Below are 16511 nucleotides of genomic sequence, written 5' to 3'. Positions count from 1 at the left end.
TGCAGTTAGGCATGTTCAATCAACAGGTTGACTGGAAACTCCATCAGCACGGCGCTCAACATCAGCTCCCTTGAAGGGGTGACAGCACCGCCGCCGAAAAGTCCCGAGCAGTTGGCAGGCGACAAGGCAAACGGCAGGACAAGCCGGGTATCGTCCCAGTTCTGTGCCGGGATCAACGGGGTGGCGGCCGGGCCCAGCAGGGTGCTGGCCAGCCGCGGTACGACGATGATGGCGCGGGCGTCCTCGCTCAGGCGGGCGAAGGCCAGCACCTTGTCGGCATGGCGCCCGCGCACGGCAAGCGGCAGGTAGGCGCCACGCTGGAACAGTTCGGGGTGGGCCTGGCGGGCGTCCAGCACCCGGGCCACCAGGGCTTGCTTGAGGCGGCCGTCGCGCCAGTGGGCGAGCAGCTCGGCCAGGGGCGTGGCATCGTCCAGGCTGGCGCGTCTTGCAGGGTAGTCCACCGGGCGGCGGTTGTCCGGGTCGACCAGCGACAGGTCCCAGTACTCGTTGCCCTGGTACAGGTCCGGCACGCCGGGCGTGGTCATGCGCAGCAGGCATTGCGCCAGGCCGTTCAGGGCGCCGGGGCAGGCCAGGCGGCGCGCCGCTTCGTGCAGGGACTGGCGCAGTTGCTGGTTCTCGTCGTCCAGCAGCAGGCCGTCGACATAGGCTGCGCAGGCCTGCTCGTAGCGTTCGTTCGGCGCGGCCCAGCTGCTGCGCAGCTTGGCTTCGCGCAGGGCCTTGCGCTGCCATTGGCGGATGCGTTCGGCATAGGCGCGCAGGGCCGCCGGATCCTGCAGGTCGAGGGTCAGCGGCCAGCTGCCGAGCAGGGTCTGCAACAGCAGCAGTTCGTCGCTGGGGCTGGGGGCCTCGCCATCGTCCAGTGCCTCGCGCAGCGGCGCGGCCAGTTCGCGCCAGTGCTCGACACGGCTGGCCAGCCAGGGGCCGTGTTCGCTGAGCACGGCCAGGCGCGCCCGGCAGTCCTCGCCGCGCTTGTGATCGTGGGTGGCGGTGGCCAGCAGGTTGTCGGGAAAATCGCGCAGGCGGCGCTGGGCTTCGTTGTGGAACCAGGTCGGCGCGGCGCTGAAACGCTCGGCGTCGAAGCCCACGTCGTTGCGCGACAGCAGGCGGGCCGAGCGATAGAACGCGGTGTCCTCGACGGCCTTGGCGGCGCTGGGCGCGGTCAGTTGCTGGAAGCGCACGCAGGCATGGCGCAGGTGCTTGCGCGGTCGGCCCGGCGGCAGGCGGCGCCACGGTTGACCACCGAGCCAGCGCTCGAGCTGCTCGAGCAGCGGCCAGTCGGCTTCGCCCAGCGACTGGCGCGCCCCGGCCAGCGCCTGCTGGAAGAACGCCTCGTCCTCGGCGGGGCGGCCACAGGTGTTGATATAGGTGCGATACACCGGGTAGTGCTCGACCAGCGCCTGCAGCGCCCGGCGAATGGCGCCGAGGGTGAGGTCGCGGGTCATCAGGTCGTCGCGGGCCACCTGCAGCAGGGCCTGGGCCACCGACTCGCAGTCGCCGGCCAGGCTGGCGTTGAGCACCAGGTGGCGGGCGCTGCGCACCTCCTCGGTGAATTCAGGTCGCTCGCTGACGGCGCTCCACAGCTCGCCCAGCGGCCCCTCGCCAGCGGGATCGTGCTGCAGCAGCGACACCTGGTTCATGAACTCGTAGCCGGTGGTGCCGTCGGTGAGCCAGTCACGGTGCAGGTGTTCGTCGGCGCCGAGGATCTTCTCCACATAGATCGGGAAGTGTGCCAGCGCGGCATCCAGTGGCCGTCGCGCCAGCAAGCGGTCGACCCGGCGGCGCAGGTTGCGGCAGTAGCGGCGCGGGTCGGCCAGGCCGTCGATATGGTCGATGCGCAGGCCGTCCACCAGGCCGCGTTCGATCAGCTCGAACAGCTTGGCATGGGTGGCCTCGAACACCACCGCGCGCTCCACGCGCAGGCCGCCGAGTTCGTTGATGTCGAAGAAGCGCCGCCAGTTGATGTCGTCGGCGGCGGTGCGCCAGCTGGCCAGGCGGTAGGTCTGGCGTTCCAGCAGCAGGTGAAGGCGCTTGAAGCCGGCCTCGGTGCGGCTGTCGAAGGCGTCGAGGGCAGGTTGCAGGTTCGCGCCGGCAGCGCTCAGGCGGGTCAGTTCGCGGTGCAGGGGCAGGGCCTCGGCCAGCGGGTCGTCGGTCTCGCCGAGGGCACTGAAGTGCGCGGCCAGTGCCTGCAGGCGCGGATCCTCGGCCTGACCAAGGATCCGCCCGTAGTCCAGCGGGCAGATCGGGAAGCGATGTTCATGGTGGGTCACCTCGAAACGCCCCTGTGGCGCGTCGAAGGTCAGTGGGATTTCGCCGCTCTTAAGAGCCGCGCCGTAGTCGCTGCCAAGGAACGGCAGCAACAGCTGCCCGGCCAGCAACGGATCACTGGAATGCCACTGGATATCGAAGAATTCCGCATAGGGGCTGCGCCGGCCCCAGGCCAGCAGGCTCTGCCACCAGGGATTGTCGGCGCCGCCCACGGCCATGTGGTTGGACACGGTGTCGAGGATCAGCCCCATGCCGTGCTGGCGCAGGGCGGCCACCAGGCGTTCGAGCGCCGCCTCGCCGCCAAGCTCGGGGTTGACCCGGGTCGGGTCGACCACGTCGTAGCCATGCCGGGAGCCGGCACGGGCGGTGAGGATCGGCGAAGCGTACAGATGGCTGACGCCTAGCCGGGCGAAGTAGGGCACCAGCGGCACCGCGTCATCCAGGGTGAAGTCGCTGTGCAGCTGCAGGCGCAGGGTGGCGGTCAACGGTTTCATCGATCACGCTCCCAGGCCTGTTCGCGGGCCTGGGCCAGCAGCTCCAGGCGGCGGGCGGCGTCCTCGTCGTCGAGCAGGTCGCGTACCGGCGCCTGGAAGCGCCGGCGCCAGTTGGGGTGGCCTTCGGTGGTGCCGGGTAGGTTGGCCTGCTCGTCGCAGCCCAGCAGGTCCTCCAGCGGCACCAGCACCAGCGGCGCGCGGGTATGGCCAATGTAGCGGATCGCCGCGTCGATCAGCGCGTCGTCGCCGCGCAGTGGCCCGTAGTTCTGCTCCAGGGTGCGGCGCAGGCCGTCGCGCTCCACGGCCCGGGTGTGGCGCCAGTGCAGTTCGGTGGCGGCGTCGATCAGTTGCAGGCGATGGTTCCAGTCGATGTCGCGACCCACCAGCCAGCCGGCCAGGGGCGCCAGATCATGGGTGCCGGTGGTGGCCAGGGCGTTGTCCGGCCAGTCGAGGATCGGCTTGAACTGCCCGGGCGCGGCCTGCTCGAACGGCAGCACGCGCATGCCCAGCACGGCCTTGTCGGCCAGGCGTTCGCGCAGGCCCTCGGGCACGGTGCCCAGGTCCTCGCCGAGGATGATCGCCTGGTGCCGCGCCGATTCCAGCGCCAGCAGGCGCAGCAGGTCGTCCAGCGGATAGTCCAGGTAGGCGCCTTCGCTGGGTGTGGCTCCACGGGGGATCAGCCACAGCCGGCGCAGGCCCATCACATGGTCGATGCGCAGGCCGCCGGCATGGGCCAGGTTGGCCCGCAGCATCTCGATGAAGGCGCGGTAGCCGTTGCGCTTGAGGCCCTCGGGGGAGAAGGCGCAGATGCCCCAGTCCTGGCCGGAGCGGTTGAGGATGTCCGGCGGTGCGCCGACCTTGAGCTCGGCCAGCAGTTCGTCCTGGCGGCTCCAGGCCTGGCTGCCGGCGCCGTCGGCCCCCACCGCCAGGTCGGCGATCAGGCCCACCGCCATGCCGTTGCCGCGCGCCGCGTCCTGGGCCCGTTGCAGGCTGCGCTCGGTCAGCCACTGGCAGAAGGCATGGAACTCGACCCGCGCCGGGTAGGCGTTGGCGAAGGCCTCGACCTCGGGGTGGTAGGGATCGTGCCAGGCCTTGGGCCAGCGGCGCCAGTCGGCGCCCAGGCCGGTACTGACCGCCTCGGCCTGCAGCACTTCGAAGCGGCAATGGTGCTCCAGTTGCTCGCCGGCGCTGGCGCGGAAACTGTCGAAATCCTGGCGAAGCGGATGCTCGCCCTGGCTGAACTGCCGGTAGAGCGTCTCGAGCAGGCGCAGGCGGGCGTCGGCGGCCCGTGGCCAGTCCACCAGGGCCTGCTGTTCCAGCGTGTCGAGTGTCGCCTGCAGGTCGCAGGCCTCGATGGCCATGCGCACCTCGCGCTCGCCAAAGACGACACCGGGGCTGGCGTAGAGCACGTTGCGCAGCAGCCGGCTGGAGGGCGAGTAGGGGCTGAAGTGGCGCTGGTCGAATGCCGACAGGGTGTGGATCGGGCTGATCGCCAGGGCATCGGCGCCGCGCTCGGCGGCGTTGCGCGCCAGTTGCTCCAGGGCCAGGCAGTCGCCGTAGCCGCCATCGCCTGGGCGGCGCAGGCTGTACAGCTGCGCCGCGATGCCCCAGCAGCGCGGCGGTTGCTGCTCGACGCGGTCCTCCAGGGCATGGCAGCGCGGCGGTGCCACGGCCACGCTGAAGCTGCGCCCATCGATGTCCACGCGGTGGTAGCCCAGCGGCAGCTCGCCCGGCAGGCGCGCCTGGGCGTCCAGGGCCAGGTTGCGCTGGCTGCCGTCCTCCAGGGTGCAGTGCGCCTGGCGGTCGGCGCTGAAATAGCGTTGCAGGTCCAGGGGCTGGCCGACATCGACGGTCAGCAGCGGCGGCAGGTGTTCGCTGTCCTCGGCCTGCTCGACGGCGCGCAGGCTGGCGGCGATGGCGGCGGCATCGTCGGCCGGGTGGCCGAGGCCTGCGAGCACCCGGCGCAATACCTCGTCGCTGACCTGCTGCGGGCGGTTGTTGGCGTCGATCCAGTCGCGGGCCAGGCCGACCCGCGCGGCCAGGCGGTGGAGGGGCTGTTCGCTCATGGCGTCTCCTGGTCGGGGGGCAGCAGGCTGACCACGCAGCTGTGCGCGGCAAGGGTCGAGTCGGGGTGGGCGTTGTCGCTGCTGTCGTACAGGCGCCGTTGCAGGGCGGGCAGCGCGACCGGCTGGGGCTGGGCGGCGAGGTTGAGGTCGATGCGCAGCTCGCAGCCGTTGCCCAGGCGCCAGCGGGCGGACAGCGCCTGGTCGCCGAGCACCTCGGCGCCGAGGGCGCGGGTGCCGGGCAGGTGCGCGATGACATGGCGCCGGCGCAGGTCGAGCAGTTGCTGGTACAGGCCGTGCCAGCCGGCCAGCACGTCCTGGTGCCGGGGCCGGGACGAGGCGAAGGTCGCCTCGGCATTCGGGTCGGGGATCTGCTCGCGTTTTTGCGGGTCTGCGAAAGCGTCGAAATGGGCGAACTCGCCGCGCCGTCCCTCACGCACCGCGTCGGCCAGCTCATCGTGAAAATCGGTGAAGAACAGGAACGGCTCGCGGCTGCCGTCGTCGTCGCCCATGAACAGCAGCGGGATCATCGGCGCCAGCAGCAACAACGCGGTGGCGGCGCGCAGGGCCGGCGGCGGGCAGAGGCGGGTAAGGCGTTCGCCCAGGGCGCGGTTGCCGACCTGGTCGTGGTTCTGCAAAAACAGCACGAAGGCGCTCGGTGGCAGGTGGCCGCTGGGTTCGCCCCGTGGCGTACCGTGGCGGTCGGGCTGGCCCTGGAACACGAAGCCTTCGGCCAGGCAGCGGGCCAGCTGGTCGATCGGCCGGTCCTTGTAGTCGGCGTAGTAGCCTTCGGTCTCGCCGGTCAGCAGCACATGCAGGGCGTTGTGGCCGTCGTCGTTCCATTGCGCGTCGAAGCCCTGTTGCAGCAGCGCGGCCTGGTTGTGCTCGTTTTCCAGCACCAGCCACACCTGCCGCCCGGGCTCGACGGCGGCGCGCACCCGCTGCGCCAGCTCAACGAGAAAGTCCGGTTGGTCGATGGCGTGCACCGCGTCCAGGCGCAGGCCGTCACAGCGGTAGTCGCACAGCCACATCAGCGCGTTCTGGATGAAATACTCGCGCACCTCGGCGCGGCGAAAATCGATGGCCGCGCCCCAGGGCGTCTGCCGGTCCTCGCGGAAAAACGGGCTGGCGTAGCGGTGCAGGTAATTGCCGTCGGGGCCGAAGTGGTTGTAGACCACGTCCACCAGCACCATCAGGCCGTGGCCGTGGGCCTGGTCGACCAGGCCGCACAGCGCCTGCGGCGTGCCGTAGCTGTGCTGCGGGGCGAACGGCAGCACGCCGTCGTAGCCCCAGTTGCGCGCGCCGGGGAACTGCCCCAGGGGCATCAGCTCGATGGCGCTGATGCCCAGCTCGGCCAGGCGCGGCAGCACCTTGGCCACGCCGTCGTAGCCGCCGAGCAGGCCCACGTGCAGCTCCTGGATCACCGCCTCGTGCCAGGGTCGGCCCTGCCACGGGTGCCGCCACGGATAAGCGTCGACATCCACCAGCGCGCTGGGGCCGTGCACGCCCTCGGGCTGATAGCGCGACGCCGGGTCGGGCACCTGCAGCTCATCGTCGATGCAATAGTGGTATTGCTCGCCCGCCTGGCAGGGGCCGACACCGGTGTACCAGCCATCGCCGTCGGGCCGCAGCGCCAGGGGCGGCCGCTGCCCGATCGCCACGCTCACGCTGCGCGCATCCGGCGCCCAGAGGGCGAAGCGCGCCGACGTGGCGTCCAGCAACTGTGCGCCATGCTTGTGCATCGCCGGCTCTCCGCTCAGTAGTGGGCGTGCTGCGCCTGCCTGACCAGGTCTTCGTACAGCCGGGCGTAGGGCTCCACCGCCTGGCACCAGTTGAACGGCTGGGTCATCGACAGGCAGCGCATGGCGTTCAGCAGGTTCTTCTTGCCGTACACATAGAAGGCGCGGGCCAGGGCCTCGCGGTAGCTGTCGACGGTCGAGTCGTCGAACAGGAAGCCTGTTACACCGTTCTCGATGGTGTCGGCCAGCCCGCCGGTGTTGCGCGCCACCGGCAGCGAGCCGAAGCGCTGGGCGTACATCTGGCTCAGGCCGCAGGGCTCGTAGCGCGACGGCATCAGCAGGAAATCGCTGCCTGCGAACATACGCCGGGCATCGGTCTCGTTGAAGCCGATGCGCACGCCGATGCGGCCCGGATGACGCAGGGCCAGCTCACGCATGGCCTGCTCCTCCTCGGGTTCGCCGCGGCCGATGATGGCGATCTGGCCGCCCTGCTGGACAATGTAGTCGGCCACCCCCAGGGTCAGGTCCAGGCCTTTCTGGTAGACCAGCCGCGACACCACGGCGAACAGCGGCCCGTCCGACGGCTCCAGTTCGAACAGCTCACGCACCTGCTGGGCGTTGCGCGCCTTGCCGGCCCAGTCGTTGAGGCTGAAGTTGTGGTGCAGGTGCTGGTCGGTGGCCGCGTCCCAGCTTTCGTCGATGCCGTTGGGGATGCCGCCGAGCAGCCCTTGTTGGGCCTTGCTGGCAAGGAAACCGTCCAGGCCGCAGCCGAACTCGGGGGTGGTGATCTCCCGGGCGTAGGTGGCGCTGACCGTGGTGATGTGGCTGGAGTAGGCCAGCCCGGCCTTGAGGAACGACAGCTTGCCGTAGAACTCCATGCCTTCCTGCTGCATGGCGTGGTCGGGAATCGCCAGCTCCGGGCTGCAGCCACGGCTGTACACGCCCTGGTAGGCCAGGTTGTGGATGGTGAACAGGGTCGGCGTGCTCAGGCCGCGCCAGTGCATGTAGGCCGGCGCCAGCCCGGCCGGCCAGTCGTGGGCGTGCACCAGGTCGGGGCGCCAGTGGGCCATGCCTTCGCCAGCGGCGATTTCCGCCGCCGCCAGGCCCAGGCGGGCGAAGCGGATATGGTTGTCGGGCCAGTCGCGGCCGTTGTTGGCGCCGTAGGGCGTGCCGTCGCGCTGGTACAGCTCGGGGCAGATCAGCACGTAGATCACCAGGCCGTCGGCCAGGTCCATGCGCCCGATCCTGCACGGTGGCAGGGCCGCGTGGCCACCCAGTTCGCCGACGATATGGATGGGGTTGTCGCTTTCCATGACCTGGCGGTAACCGGGGATCAGCACCCGCACGTCGTGCAGGTGCGCCAGGGCGCGGGGCAGGGCGGAGGAGACGTCGCCCAGGCCGCCGGTCTTGACCAGGTCGGCGATCTCCGAGGTGACGAACAGGATCTTGCGCTTGTTCGGATTGTGCTGGCGCTGGGCGCCCGGTGCCTTGACTGTCGGGGCGAGCGCCGATGGCAGGGGCTCGCGGTTATCCGAATTGAATGACTCTACGTGAGGTTCGACAGCGGCACTGATCATACTTCTCTCCGTCCCTTGTTCTGGTGTGTGCTTAACGTTGGCTCGTGGGTCTGCTCTCTGATCGTTGTTGCATCTTCGTAGTGCGGTCCTTGCCCCGGATTCGTGCGCGCAGGCACGGCACGTTCGGCATTCCGGCCGAAAGACGTATGGACTGGTTGGGGTGGGCGGGCCTGACGTGAGGAAGTCCTTTTGCGTCGGCCCACTTAAGTCCTGACCTGCCCGTGTTCTGCAAAGTTCGACTTTTTTACGTCACTTTTTTATGAGCAAAACGCGGGCCGAAACTGGAGTGTAGGAGACGAAATGCGAGAAAAGTGACCCGTTGGTCATTTTTCTCGAGGACGTTTGCCCGCGCAAACGTTGGCGAGTTGTTGCAAAATATGAGGGTCGCAGCGCAACGCAACGGGTTCGACCCGCGACGGGCGCGATACGGCAACAGGAAAGGGCGTCAGCGAGAGGGTGGGAGCCAGGGCGCTCCCACACGGGAAGGGTGAATCAGAGACCGGCGGCCTTGCCTTGCACGCGGGCCTGCTCCAGCAGCAGGTTCAGCTGGGCGACCTGCTGGCGCAACTGGTCACGTTCGTCCTTCAACTGGCGCAGCTCGTCGCGGCGCACGGTGACGTAGAGGGTCTGGGTGGGAGTGGCTGGCATCAGGGTACCCATGGCACACCTCGCATGGCTGGTGACAATTTGAAGCGTAGTCGCTTCGCGCGGCGCGCATTCTGAATTCTTCGCAGGCCCTTGGGAACTTTTTTGTTTATCGTTGTCGCCCCGTTCGTCGGTGAACCCTACGCCAGAACGCTGGACTAATCTGAAATCGTCAATTGTTGTAAAGCAAAACCAACGGGAGCGTCGTCACATGCAACTGGGAATCATCGGGCTTGGCCGCATGGGCGGCAATATCGCAAGGCGCCTGATGCGCGCAGGTCACAGCACTGTGGTCCACGATCGCAACCGCGAAGCCATCACCACCCTGGAAGGCGAAGGTGCGGTGGGCGCCGATACCCTGAAAGAACTAGTGGATAAGCTCGAGGCGCCACGGGCGGTGTGGGTCATGCTGCCGGCGGGCGAAATCACCGAGCAGACCATCGCCCAGCTGGCCGACCTGCTCGAGCCGGGCGACGCCATCATCGATGGCGGCAACACCTTCTACAAGGACGATGTGCGCCGCGCCGCCGAGCTGGGCAAGCGTGGCCTGCACTACCTCGACGTCGGCACCTCCGGCGGCGTGTGGGGCCTGGACCGTGGCTACTGCATGATGATCGGCGGCGAGAAGGCGGTGTTCGAGCGCCTGGAACCGCTGTTCAAGGCCCTCGCCCCGGGCGTCGGCGACATTCCGCGCACCCAGGGCCGCAGCGGCGAGCACGAGCGCGCCGAGCACGGCTACATCCACGCCGGCCCGCCCGGTGCCGGCCACTACGTGAAGATGGTGCACAACGGCATCGAGTACGGCCTGATGCAGGCCTACGCCGAAGGCTTCGACCTGCTGCGCAGCAAGGGCGGCCCGGAATTGCCGGAAGACCAGCGCTTCGACCTCAACGTCGCCGAGATCGCCGAAGTGTGGCGCCGTGGCAGCGTGGTCACCTCCTGGCTGCTGGACCTGACCGCCGACGCGCTGGTCGCCGACCCGCAGCTGACCGAATTCAGCGGTTCGGTGTCCGACAGTGGCGAAGGCCGCTGGACCATCGACGCCGCCGTCGAGCAGGCGGTGCCGGTGCCGGTGCTGTCCAGCGCGCTGTTCGCCCGCTTCCGCTCGCGTCAACAGCAGGGCACCTACGGTGACAAGATCCTCTCCGCCATGCGCCTGGGCTTTGGCGGCCACGTCGAGAAGAAGAAGGACTGAATGAGCAAATCGACCATCCCCGCTGCGCCGCCCTGCACCCTGTTCCTGTTCGGCGCCAGCGGCGACCTGGTCAAGCGCCTGCTGATGCCGGCGCTGTACAACCTCAGCCGTGACGGCCTGCTCGATCGCAACATGCGCATCGTCGGGGTCGACCACAACGCCGCCACGGCCGAGGCGTTCGCCGAGCGCCTGCATGCCTTCATGGCCGAGCGCGACGCCGGCAAGTGCCTGGACGAGAAGCTCTGGGCACGCCTGGCCAAGCGCCTGGACTACCAGACCGGCGATTTCCTCGATCCGCAGACTTACCAGGCCCTGGCCCGGCGCATCGACAAGACGCGCCACGGCAACGCCATCTTCTACCTGGCCACCTCGCCACGCTTCTTCCCCGAGGTGGCCCAGCGCCTGGGCGATGCCGGCCTGCTCGACGAGTCGGGCGGGGGCTTTCGCCGGGTGGTGGTGGAAAAGCCCTTCGGCACTGACCTGGCCAGCGCCGAGGCGCTCAACGCCCGCCTGCTCAAGGTGATGAACGAGCGGCAGATCTACCGCATCGACCATTACCTGGGCAAGGAGACCGTCCAGAACATCCTGGTCAGCCGTTTCTCCAACGGCCTGTTCGAATCGTTCTGGAACAATCATTACATCGACCACGTGCAGATCACCGCCGCCGAAACCGTCGGCGTCGAGACGCGCGGGGCGTTCTACGACAACACCGGCGCCCTGCGCGACATGGTGCCCAACCACCTGTTCCAGCTGCTGGCCATGGTCGCCATGGAGCCGCCGGCGGCCTTCGGCGCCGACGCCGTGCGCGGTGAAAAGGCCAAGGTGATCGGCGCCATCCGCCCCTGGTCGCAGAAGATGGCCCTGCGCAATTCCGTGCGTGGCCAGTACAGCGCCGGCAAGCAGGGCCGCAAGCAGCTGCCCGGCTACCGCGAGGAGGCCAACGTCGCCGCGCACAGCCAGACCGAGACCTACGTCGCCCTCAAGGTGATGATCGACAACTGGCGCTGGGCCGGGGTGCCGTTCTACCTGCGCACCGGCAAGCGCATGAGCGTGCGCGACACCGAGATCGCCATCTGCTTCAAGCCGGCGCCCTACGCGCAGTTCCGCGAAAGCGAGCTGGAGCGGCCCAAGCCCAACTACCTGAAGATCCAGATCCAGCCCAACGAGGGCATGTGGTTCGACCTGCAGGCCAAGCGCCCGGGGCCGGAGCTGGTGATGGAGAATGTCGAGATGGGCTTCGCCTACAAGGACTTCTTCAAGATGACCCCGGCGACCGGTTACGAGACGCTGATCTACGACTGCCTCACCGGTGACCAGACCCTGTTCCAGCGTGCCGACAACATCGAGAACGGCTGGCGCGCGGTGCAACCGTTCCTCGATGCCTGGGCGGCTGAGGGCGGCGAAGTGCACGGGTATGCGGCGGGGGAGGATGGCCCCGAGGCCGGCGACGAGCTGCTGGCGCGGGACAAGCGCGAGTGGCACACGCTGGGGTGACGCCAGCGGGAGCAGCGACCTGCCGCCGTTGCAGCACGGCGGCAGGTCTTCAGAGCAGCCCTACAAGGTAAACGACAGCGCCGAGAACACCATCCCGCCACTGCCCGCCCAGCCCATGCAGAACTGGCCTGGCTCGGCTTCGCCGCGGCTCATGGCATCAAAGATGCCGAAGGGGATCGACGCGGTAATGATGTTGCCGGTCTTGTGCCCGACGTGATGCAACTTGTGATCGACGCCGATCATCTGGCCAATGTGTTCCCACATCTTTGGCGAGCCGGTGTGGATGAACACCTTGTGCACGTCGTCCGCGGTGAGTTTCTGCAGGTTGAAGACTTTGATTGCTTCGTTGCGCCCGTCTTCATGCAGGGCGGCGGCATAGGAGTTGAACTGGTACTGGCCACCGGTAGGCTCGATCTTGGCGATATCTTCTTCGTTGCAGAACAGCTTCCAGTCCGGCAAGGAGATCGTCGACAAGTCACTCAGGTCAGGTCGGTTGATGTACGAGAACTTGAAGTTCCCCGGTGCCTCGTTACTCAGGATGGTGACGACGGCGGCCTCGCCAATGGTAAAGCTCGGGAACTTGTAGGCCAGCTCGGCCGGCGACTGCAACGAGAAGTTCTTGGGCATCACCGGCCCGCCTTCCGACATGCCGAACTCCATGTTGACGATGGCGGCGTAGCGGATTTCACCGGCTTGCATCTTGCTGTTGATGACGTCCATGGCCGTCACCCAGCCGTTGCAGGCATCGACCACATCGAAGTTGCGGCAGTTCAGGCCCAGCGCCTTGGCGATGAAGGTACTGTTGGCCGGCTCGATAAAGCCGCGGGTAACGTTGGGATAGATCAGCAGGTCCAGGTCGGCCTTGCTGATATTGGCCTGGGCCAGCGCCGCGTCGAATGCCGCTTCCATCAGTGCCATCGGCGTCTCGTCAGCCGCCAGCCAATGGCGGGTGTCGCTGCCGCTTTTTTCCAGCAACTTGCCGATGGTCTTCAAGGTTTTCGGCAAGTCCTCCTGGAAGGTGTCCCTGGAGTGTTGTTCGACCAGGTTGATGACGTCCTGGTTGGTGACTTGGCGTGACGGCAGTATTGCGGAAAGCCCGACGATCTTCATATAACGTCCTTGTTGAGGGGGTTGATCCTGCGCGGTATGTGCGCATGAGTGGAGGCGTGCTCATCCTTGTAAGCAGCCATTGGCCTGATGCCTGCCAGTCAAGCGAAAGGGGGCCGCTCTGCGGCCTTTCGCCGGCAAGCCGGCTCCCACAGGGTGCGTGCATTCCCTGAGCCTGCGCTGTATCCGTGGGAGCCGGCTTGCCGGCGATGGGCTGCGTAGCAGCCCCGGTGACGCCTACTGACTGGCATATTTCTAGCACAGGGTATTCGCGAACCAATGCCGTGGATCAATGTTCCTGCGTGTCGCCAGCGGCACAACTCAAGTGCTGAGTTACGTGTTGTTCCATAGGAGATCGCGTAGGGAACTGTTATCTCTGTGGGAGCAGGCTTGCCCGCGAAGCAGGCGCTGCGGTGCCTGGCACCGGCTATGCCGGTGTTCGCGGCTAAAGGCGCTCCCACAGGTACAGCGCTCGATTCAGCGTTTGCGCAATCCTGTGGGAGCGGGTTTACCCGCGAAGGGCTGCAAAGCAGCCCCAACAAGTGCGATGAAGCGCTAACTGACTGGCATTAGGCGTCGGCGTTCTTATTCTAGGGCGAAGCGGGCGGAGACCTCCCAACAGGAACGGTCTTGATTTCATGTAGGATTTTTCGCAGCGCAGGGCTTAAACCAATGCTCAGTGGAACGACCAGCCGTAGCGAAGCATCCAACTTCAAGCCCACCCGCCAGAGGATCCCCGATGCCTGCCCCGATCGAAGACTACGCCCTCATCGGCAACTGCCGCAGCGCCGCCCTGGTCAACCGCGACGGCGCCCTCGACTGGCTGTGTCTGCCACGCTTCGACGCCCCCGCAGTGTTCGCCGCGCTGCTGGGCAACGAGGAAAACGGCCGTTGGCGCATCGCCCCTAGCGACCCGGTCGAGCACAGCGCTCGCCGCTACCTCGACGACACCTTGGTACTGGAAACCACCTGGACCACCGCCAGTGGCCGCGCCCGGGTGCTCGACTGCATGCCCCTGGGCGAGCGCAACGCCGTGCTGCGCATCGTCGAGGGCCTGGCCGGCGAGACGGCCTTCGAGATGGACCTGGTGCTGCGCTTCGACTACGGCCGCAGCGTGCCCTGGGTGGAAAAGATCGATCCGCTGACTCTGAGCGCCGTCGCCGGCCCCGAGCGGCTGATCCTGCGCAGCAGCACCGAAACCCATGGCCGCGACCACCACAGCGTCGCCCGTTTTCGCGTGTGCGCAGGGCAGCGCCAGGTGTTCAGCCTCTGCCACCAGGCCTCGCACCTGCCCGTGCAGCCCGATTGCGACATCGACCATGACTTCGAACAGACCCTCGAGCAGTGGCGGGCCTTCGCCGCCCGCTGCCCTGATGTCGGGCCTTACACCGACCGGGTTCGTCGTTCGCTGCTGACCCTCAAGGCCATGACCTACGCGCCCACCGGCGGCATGGTCGCCGCCGTCACCACCTCGCTGCCCGAGCGCGTCGGCGGCGAGCGCAACTGGGACTACCGTTACTGCTGGCTGCGCGACGCCACCATGACCCTGCTGGCGCTGATGAACCTGGGCTATTTCGACGAGGCCCAGGCCTGGCGTGAATGGCTGCTGCGCTCGGTGGCCGGCAATCCCGAGCAGATGCAGATCATGTACGGCCTGGCGGGGGAGCGTGACCTGCCCGAGTTCACCTTGCCCTGGCTACCGGGTTACGAGGGCTCGCAGCCGGTGCGGGTCGGCAATGCCGCCGCCGGCCAGTTGCAGCTGGACATCTACGGCGAACTGGCCGACGCCATGACCCAGGCGATCAAGGGCGGCCTGCCGCGCCACCCGCGCGGCGCGGCCATCGCCCGTGCGATCCTGCCGTACCTGGAAGGCATCTGGCGCGAGCCGGACGAGGGCCTGTGGGAGGTGCGGGGCGGTCGCCAGCACTTCGTGCACTCCAAGGTCATGGCCTGGGTCGCCTTCGACCGGGCGGCGGGCCTGGCCGACACCACCGAGGAGGGGCGTGAGCGCAGCCGGCATTACCGCCAGGTGGCGGACGAGATCCGTGACGAAGTCTGCCGGCGCGGGCTGGACGCCGGCGGTCGGCACTTCGTCCAGGCCTACGGCTCGGCGGAGCTGGACGCGAGCCTGCTGCAGATCGCCCTGACCGGCTTTCTGCCGGCCGACGATCCACGTTTTCTGCGCACCCTGGAACAGATCGAAAGGCGCCTGCTGCGCAACGGCCTGCTGCTGCGCTACGACAGCGACAATTGCAGCGACGGTCTGACGCCGGGGGAGGGGACGTTCCTGGTGTGTTCGTTCTGGCTGGCGGATGTGTATGTGCTGCTGGGGCGGCAGGACGAGGCGCAGGTGCTGTATGAACGATTGATGGGCTTGTGCAATGACGTGGGGCTGCTGGCCGAACAGTACGACCCGGCGGGGAAGCGCATGCTGGGGAATTTCCCGCAGGCGTTCAGCCATATCGGGATCATCAATACGGCGTTGAACCTGCACCGGGCGCAGTGTCCGGTGCGGGATCGGGCGAAGGGCGGTGACTGAACCTGCGACTTCTGACGCTGGACAATCAGTTTTTCCTCATTGCTTGTAGTCCATTTCCGAATCATCCTTTTGCCGCCTTTCAGCCATTGCTACGGCTCTCCCTGCAACCTAGGCTCCCCCGGTCGCTGCCAATTCAGCGACCGGGTCTGCAAACCCGAGCCAAAGAAGAAGGACGCCGTTGCCAGGCCCCAGGTGCATCAAGGCACCTGGAGGCTTGTTTCATGGTGGCTGCGTGCGGGAGGTCTTCGGACCTGCCGGGTTACCTTCTTCTGCCCCGGTTTTTGCAGCCTGTACGTAGCCGCCACCCCTCCACTGCAAAGGAAGGATGGCGGCGTATCCTTACCGCAGCAGAAGTCGAAATGTTGAAGATCGTCCCCGATCCACCGCCATCCAATCCTTCCCCTCATCACCTTGAAGACACCCTGATCCAGGCAGCGGAATACGTGCGCTGCGCCCTGATCGTGGCCCATCAGTCGGTGCTGGCCTCACATCCGCATTCGCTCGGTGCAACGCTGGCGCCGACTGCGGTGCACGAGATGGAAACGGTACGCGCGCTGCTGGACTGCGCGTTGGCGCAGGTGCCAGCACAGGTGCAGACACGCCATTGAGTTTGCGCATTCTGCGTGGGATGCTGGGCATGTCTGGCGATGATTGACGTTGGCTGCGTGGGTGGCCGCGCTGGCGCTATCGCGGGGCAAGCCCGCTCCTACAGGTGCTGTGCAGTGTCTGAGACAGGATTTCCAGCCAAGCATAGACCCTGTAGGAGCGGGCTTGTCCCGCGATACCGGCGCAGCCGGTGCCATCCGTATGGAGCATGCCCGCTCAGGTCAGGCCCCACCGAGGCGAATCGACGCGGCAGCTATGGCATGATGCCCGGCCCCGCACGCGATAGACGCCTGCCATGAAAGGAATACTCGGATGCCCTCGACCCCACCCAACGGCCTGCCGGTCTATCGCCTGATCACCGGCAAGGACGACGCCAGTTTCTGCCAGCGTATTTCCGAGAGCCTGGCGTTGGGTTATCAGCTTTATGGTTCGCCCAGCGTGACCTTCGATAGCAGCAAGGGATATGTAGTGGCTGCACAGGCGGTATTGTGGCCGGTAGCCAGGGACTGAGACGGATAGATGCCGCAATCCGCCTGCGCCGGGCCATGCTCGATGACATGGACCGAGTAAGGGCCGCCAGGTGTCCGACGCAAGCCTTGCAGCGCCTGTGAGATCGAGCGCCGCCCGCGCGGCGCATCGCGACGCAAGGCCGCTCCTACATCTGTTTCGGGCCAGTCAATCCTGTGCCATTACCTGGGCCGCCTTGTTGGCACGACGCGGTTTCAGTGTGGGCATCGTTGCCGTCCCACCTGTCTCAAGGCATGCG

At 67.2% G+C, this 16511-nt stretch carries 11 protein-coding genes; 5 read left to right on the top strand and 6 right to left on the bottom strand.

Translation table 11 applies throughout. The features are described 5' to 3' along the window. Nucleotides 1–5: 5 nt before the first annotated feature. The 5 genes from POF53_RS22585 to POF53_RS22565 form a co-directional block, all read right to left on the bottom strand. Nucleotides 6–2780 carry a malto-oligosyltrehalose synthase gene (locus POF53_RS22585; protein WP_498969523.1) on the bottom strand — a complete coding sequence of 925 codons (2775 nt, stop codon included), beginning with the start codon at nucleotides 2778–2780 and terminating at the stop codon, nucleotides 6–8. After that, nucleotides 2777–4846: a 4-alpha-glucanotransferase gene (malQ, locus tag POF53_RS22580; RefSeq protein WP_203647328.1), complete on the bottom strand. Its 2070-nt coding sequence runs from the start codon at nucleotides 4844–4846 to the stop codon at nucleotides 2777–2779. The genes POF53_RS22585 and malQ overlap by 4 nt, the downstream gene beginning before the upstream one ends. Beyond that, nucleotides 4843–6585: a malto-oligosyltrehalose trehalohydrolase gene (gene treZ, locus POF53_RS22575; RefSeq protein ID WP_498969521.1), complete on the bottom strand. Its 1743-nt coding sequence runs from the start codon at nucleotides 6583–6585 to the stop codon at nucleotides 4843–4845. The genes malQ and treZ overlap by 4 nt, the downstream gene beginning before the upstream one ends. Nucleotides 6586–6599: 14 nt before the next feature. Beyond that, nucleotides 6600–8159, bottom strand: a complete 1560-nt coding sequence (gene glgA, locus POF53_RS22570) for a glycogen synthase GlgA (protein WP_203647326.1) — start codon at nucleotides 8157–8159, stop codon at nucleotides 6600–6602. 492 nt (nucleotides 8160–8651) lie between these two features. After that, nucleotides 8652–8807 (bottom strand): DUF6026 family protein, encoded by a 156-nt coding sequence (locus POF53_RS22565; protein ID WP_162232975.1) that lies wholly within the window; start codon nucleotides 8805–8807, stop codon nucleotides 8652–8654. A 172-nt stretch (nucleotides 8808–8979) separates the two neighbouring features. Here POF53_RS22565 and gnd point away from each other — a divergent pair, with 172 nt between their 5' ends. Together gnd and zwf are read left to right on the top strand one after the other, a co-directional pair. After that, nucleotides 8980–9999: a phosphogluconate dehydrogenase (NAD(+)-dependent, decarboxylating) gene (gene gnd, locus POF53_RS22560; RefSeq protein WP_498969534.1), complete on the top strand. Its 1020-nt coding sequence runs from the start codon at nucleotides 8980–8982 to the stop codon at nucleotides 9997–9999. Beyond that, on the top strand, nucleotides 10000–11493 hold the full coding sequence (gene zwf, locus POF53_RS22555) for a glucose-6-phosphate dehydrogenase (RefSeq protein WP_498969519.1): 1494 nt from the start codon (nucleotides 10000–10002) through the stop codon (nucleotides 11491–11493). A gap of 60 nt (nucleotides 11494–11553) precedes the next feature. Here the strand turns inward: zwf and POF53_RS22550 are convergent, their stop codons facing one another. Further along, entirely contained in the window at nucleotides 11554–12603 is a 1050-nt protein-coding gene (locus POF53_RS22550) for a 3-oxoacyl-[acyl-carrier-protein] synthase III C-terminal domain-containing protein (protein ID WP_186713518.1), read from the bottom strand. A gap of 736 nt (nucleotides 12604–13339) precedes the next feature. Here POF53_RS22550 and POF53_RS22545 point away from each other — a divergent pair. From POF53_RS22545 to POF53_RS22535, 3 genes are all read left to right on the top strand, one after another. Further along, nucleotides 13340–15139 (top strand): glycoside hydrolase family 15 protein, encoded by a 1800-nt coding sequence (locus POF53_RS22545; protein ID WP_498969517.1) that lies wholly within the window; start codon nucleotides 13340–13342, stop codon nucleotides 15137–15139. Between the two features lie 359 nt (nucleotides 15140–15498). Then, a complete protein-coding gene (locus POF53_RS22540; RefSeq protein ID WP_498969515.1) occupies nucleotides 15499–15747 on the top strand; it encodes a hypothetical protein in 249 nt (82 codons plus the stop codon). A 310-nt stretch (nucleotides 15748–16057) separates the two neighbouring features. Next, complete coding sequence (locus tag POF53_RS22535; protein ID WP_475861367.1) at nucleotides 16058–16255, top strand: DUF1737 domain-containing protein; 198 nt, start codon at nucleotides 16058–16060, stop codon at nucleotides 16253–16255. Nucleotides 16256–16511 lie beyond the last annotated feature (256 nt).

It is taken from the genome of Mitsuaria sp. RG, assembly GCF_028369275.1.
Classification (GTDB): domain Bacteria; phylum Pseudomonadota; class Gammaproteobacteria; order Pseudomonadales; family Pseudomonadaceae; genus Aquipseudomonas; species Aquipseudomonas peradeniyensis.
Note: the sequence above shows the minus strand (reverse complement) of the source record. Positions and strands in the feature narration are given on the sequence as shown.

What these genes read in the sequence shown, in the direction of transcription:
- POF53_RS22585 (WP_498969523.1), bottom strand. Translation starts at nt 2,780, where the DNA reads ATGAAACCGTTGACCGCCACCCTGCGCCTGCAGCTGCACAGCGACTTC.
- malQ (WP_203647328.1), bottom strand. Translation starts at nt 4,846, where the DNA reads ATGAGCGAACAGCCCCTCCACCGCCTGGCCGCGCGGGTCGGCCTGGCC.
- treZ (WP_498969521.1), bottom strand. Translation starts at nt 6,585, where the DNA reads ATGCACAAGCATGGCGCACAGTTGCTGGACGCCACGTCGGCGCGCTTC.
- glgA (WP_203647326.1), bottom strand. Translation starts at nt 8,159, where the DNA reads ATGATCAGTGCCGCTGTCGAACCTCACGTAGAGTCATTCAATTCGGAT.
- POF53_RS22565 (WP_162232975.1), bottom strand. Translation starts at nt 8,807, where the DNA reads ATGCCAGCCACTCCCACCCAGACCCTCTACGTCACCGTGCGCCGCGAC.
- zwf (WP_498969519.1), top strand. Translation starts at nt 10,000, where the DNA reads ATGAGCAAATCGACCATCCCCGCTGCGCCGCCCTGCACCCTGTTCCTG.
- POF53_RS22550 (WP_186713518.1), bottom strand. Translation starts at nt 12,603, where the DNA reads ATGAAGATCGTCGGGCTTTCCGCAATACTGCCGTCACGCCAAGTCACC.
- POF53_RS22545 (WP_498969517.1), top strand. Translation starts at nt 13,340, where the DNA reads ATGCCTGCCCCGATCGAAGACTACGCCCTCATCGGCAACTGCCGCAGC.
- POF53_RS22540 (WP_498969515.1), top strand. Translation starts at nt 15,499, where the DNA reads ATGTTGAAGATCGTCCCCGATCCACCGCCATCCAATCCTTCCCCTCAT.
- POF53_RS22535 (WP_475861367.1), top strand. Translation starts at nt 16,058, where the DNA reads ATGCCCTCGACCCCACCCAACGGCCTGCCGGTCTATCGCCTGATCACC.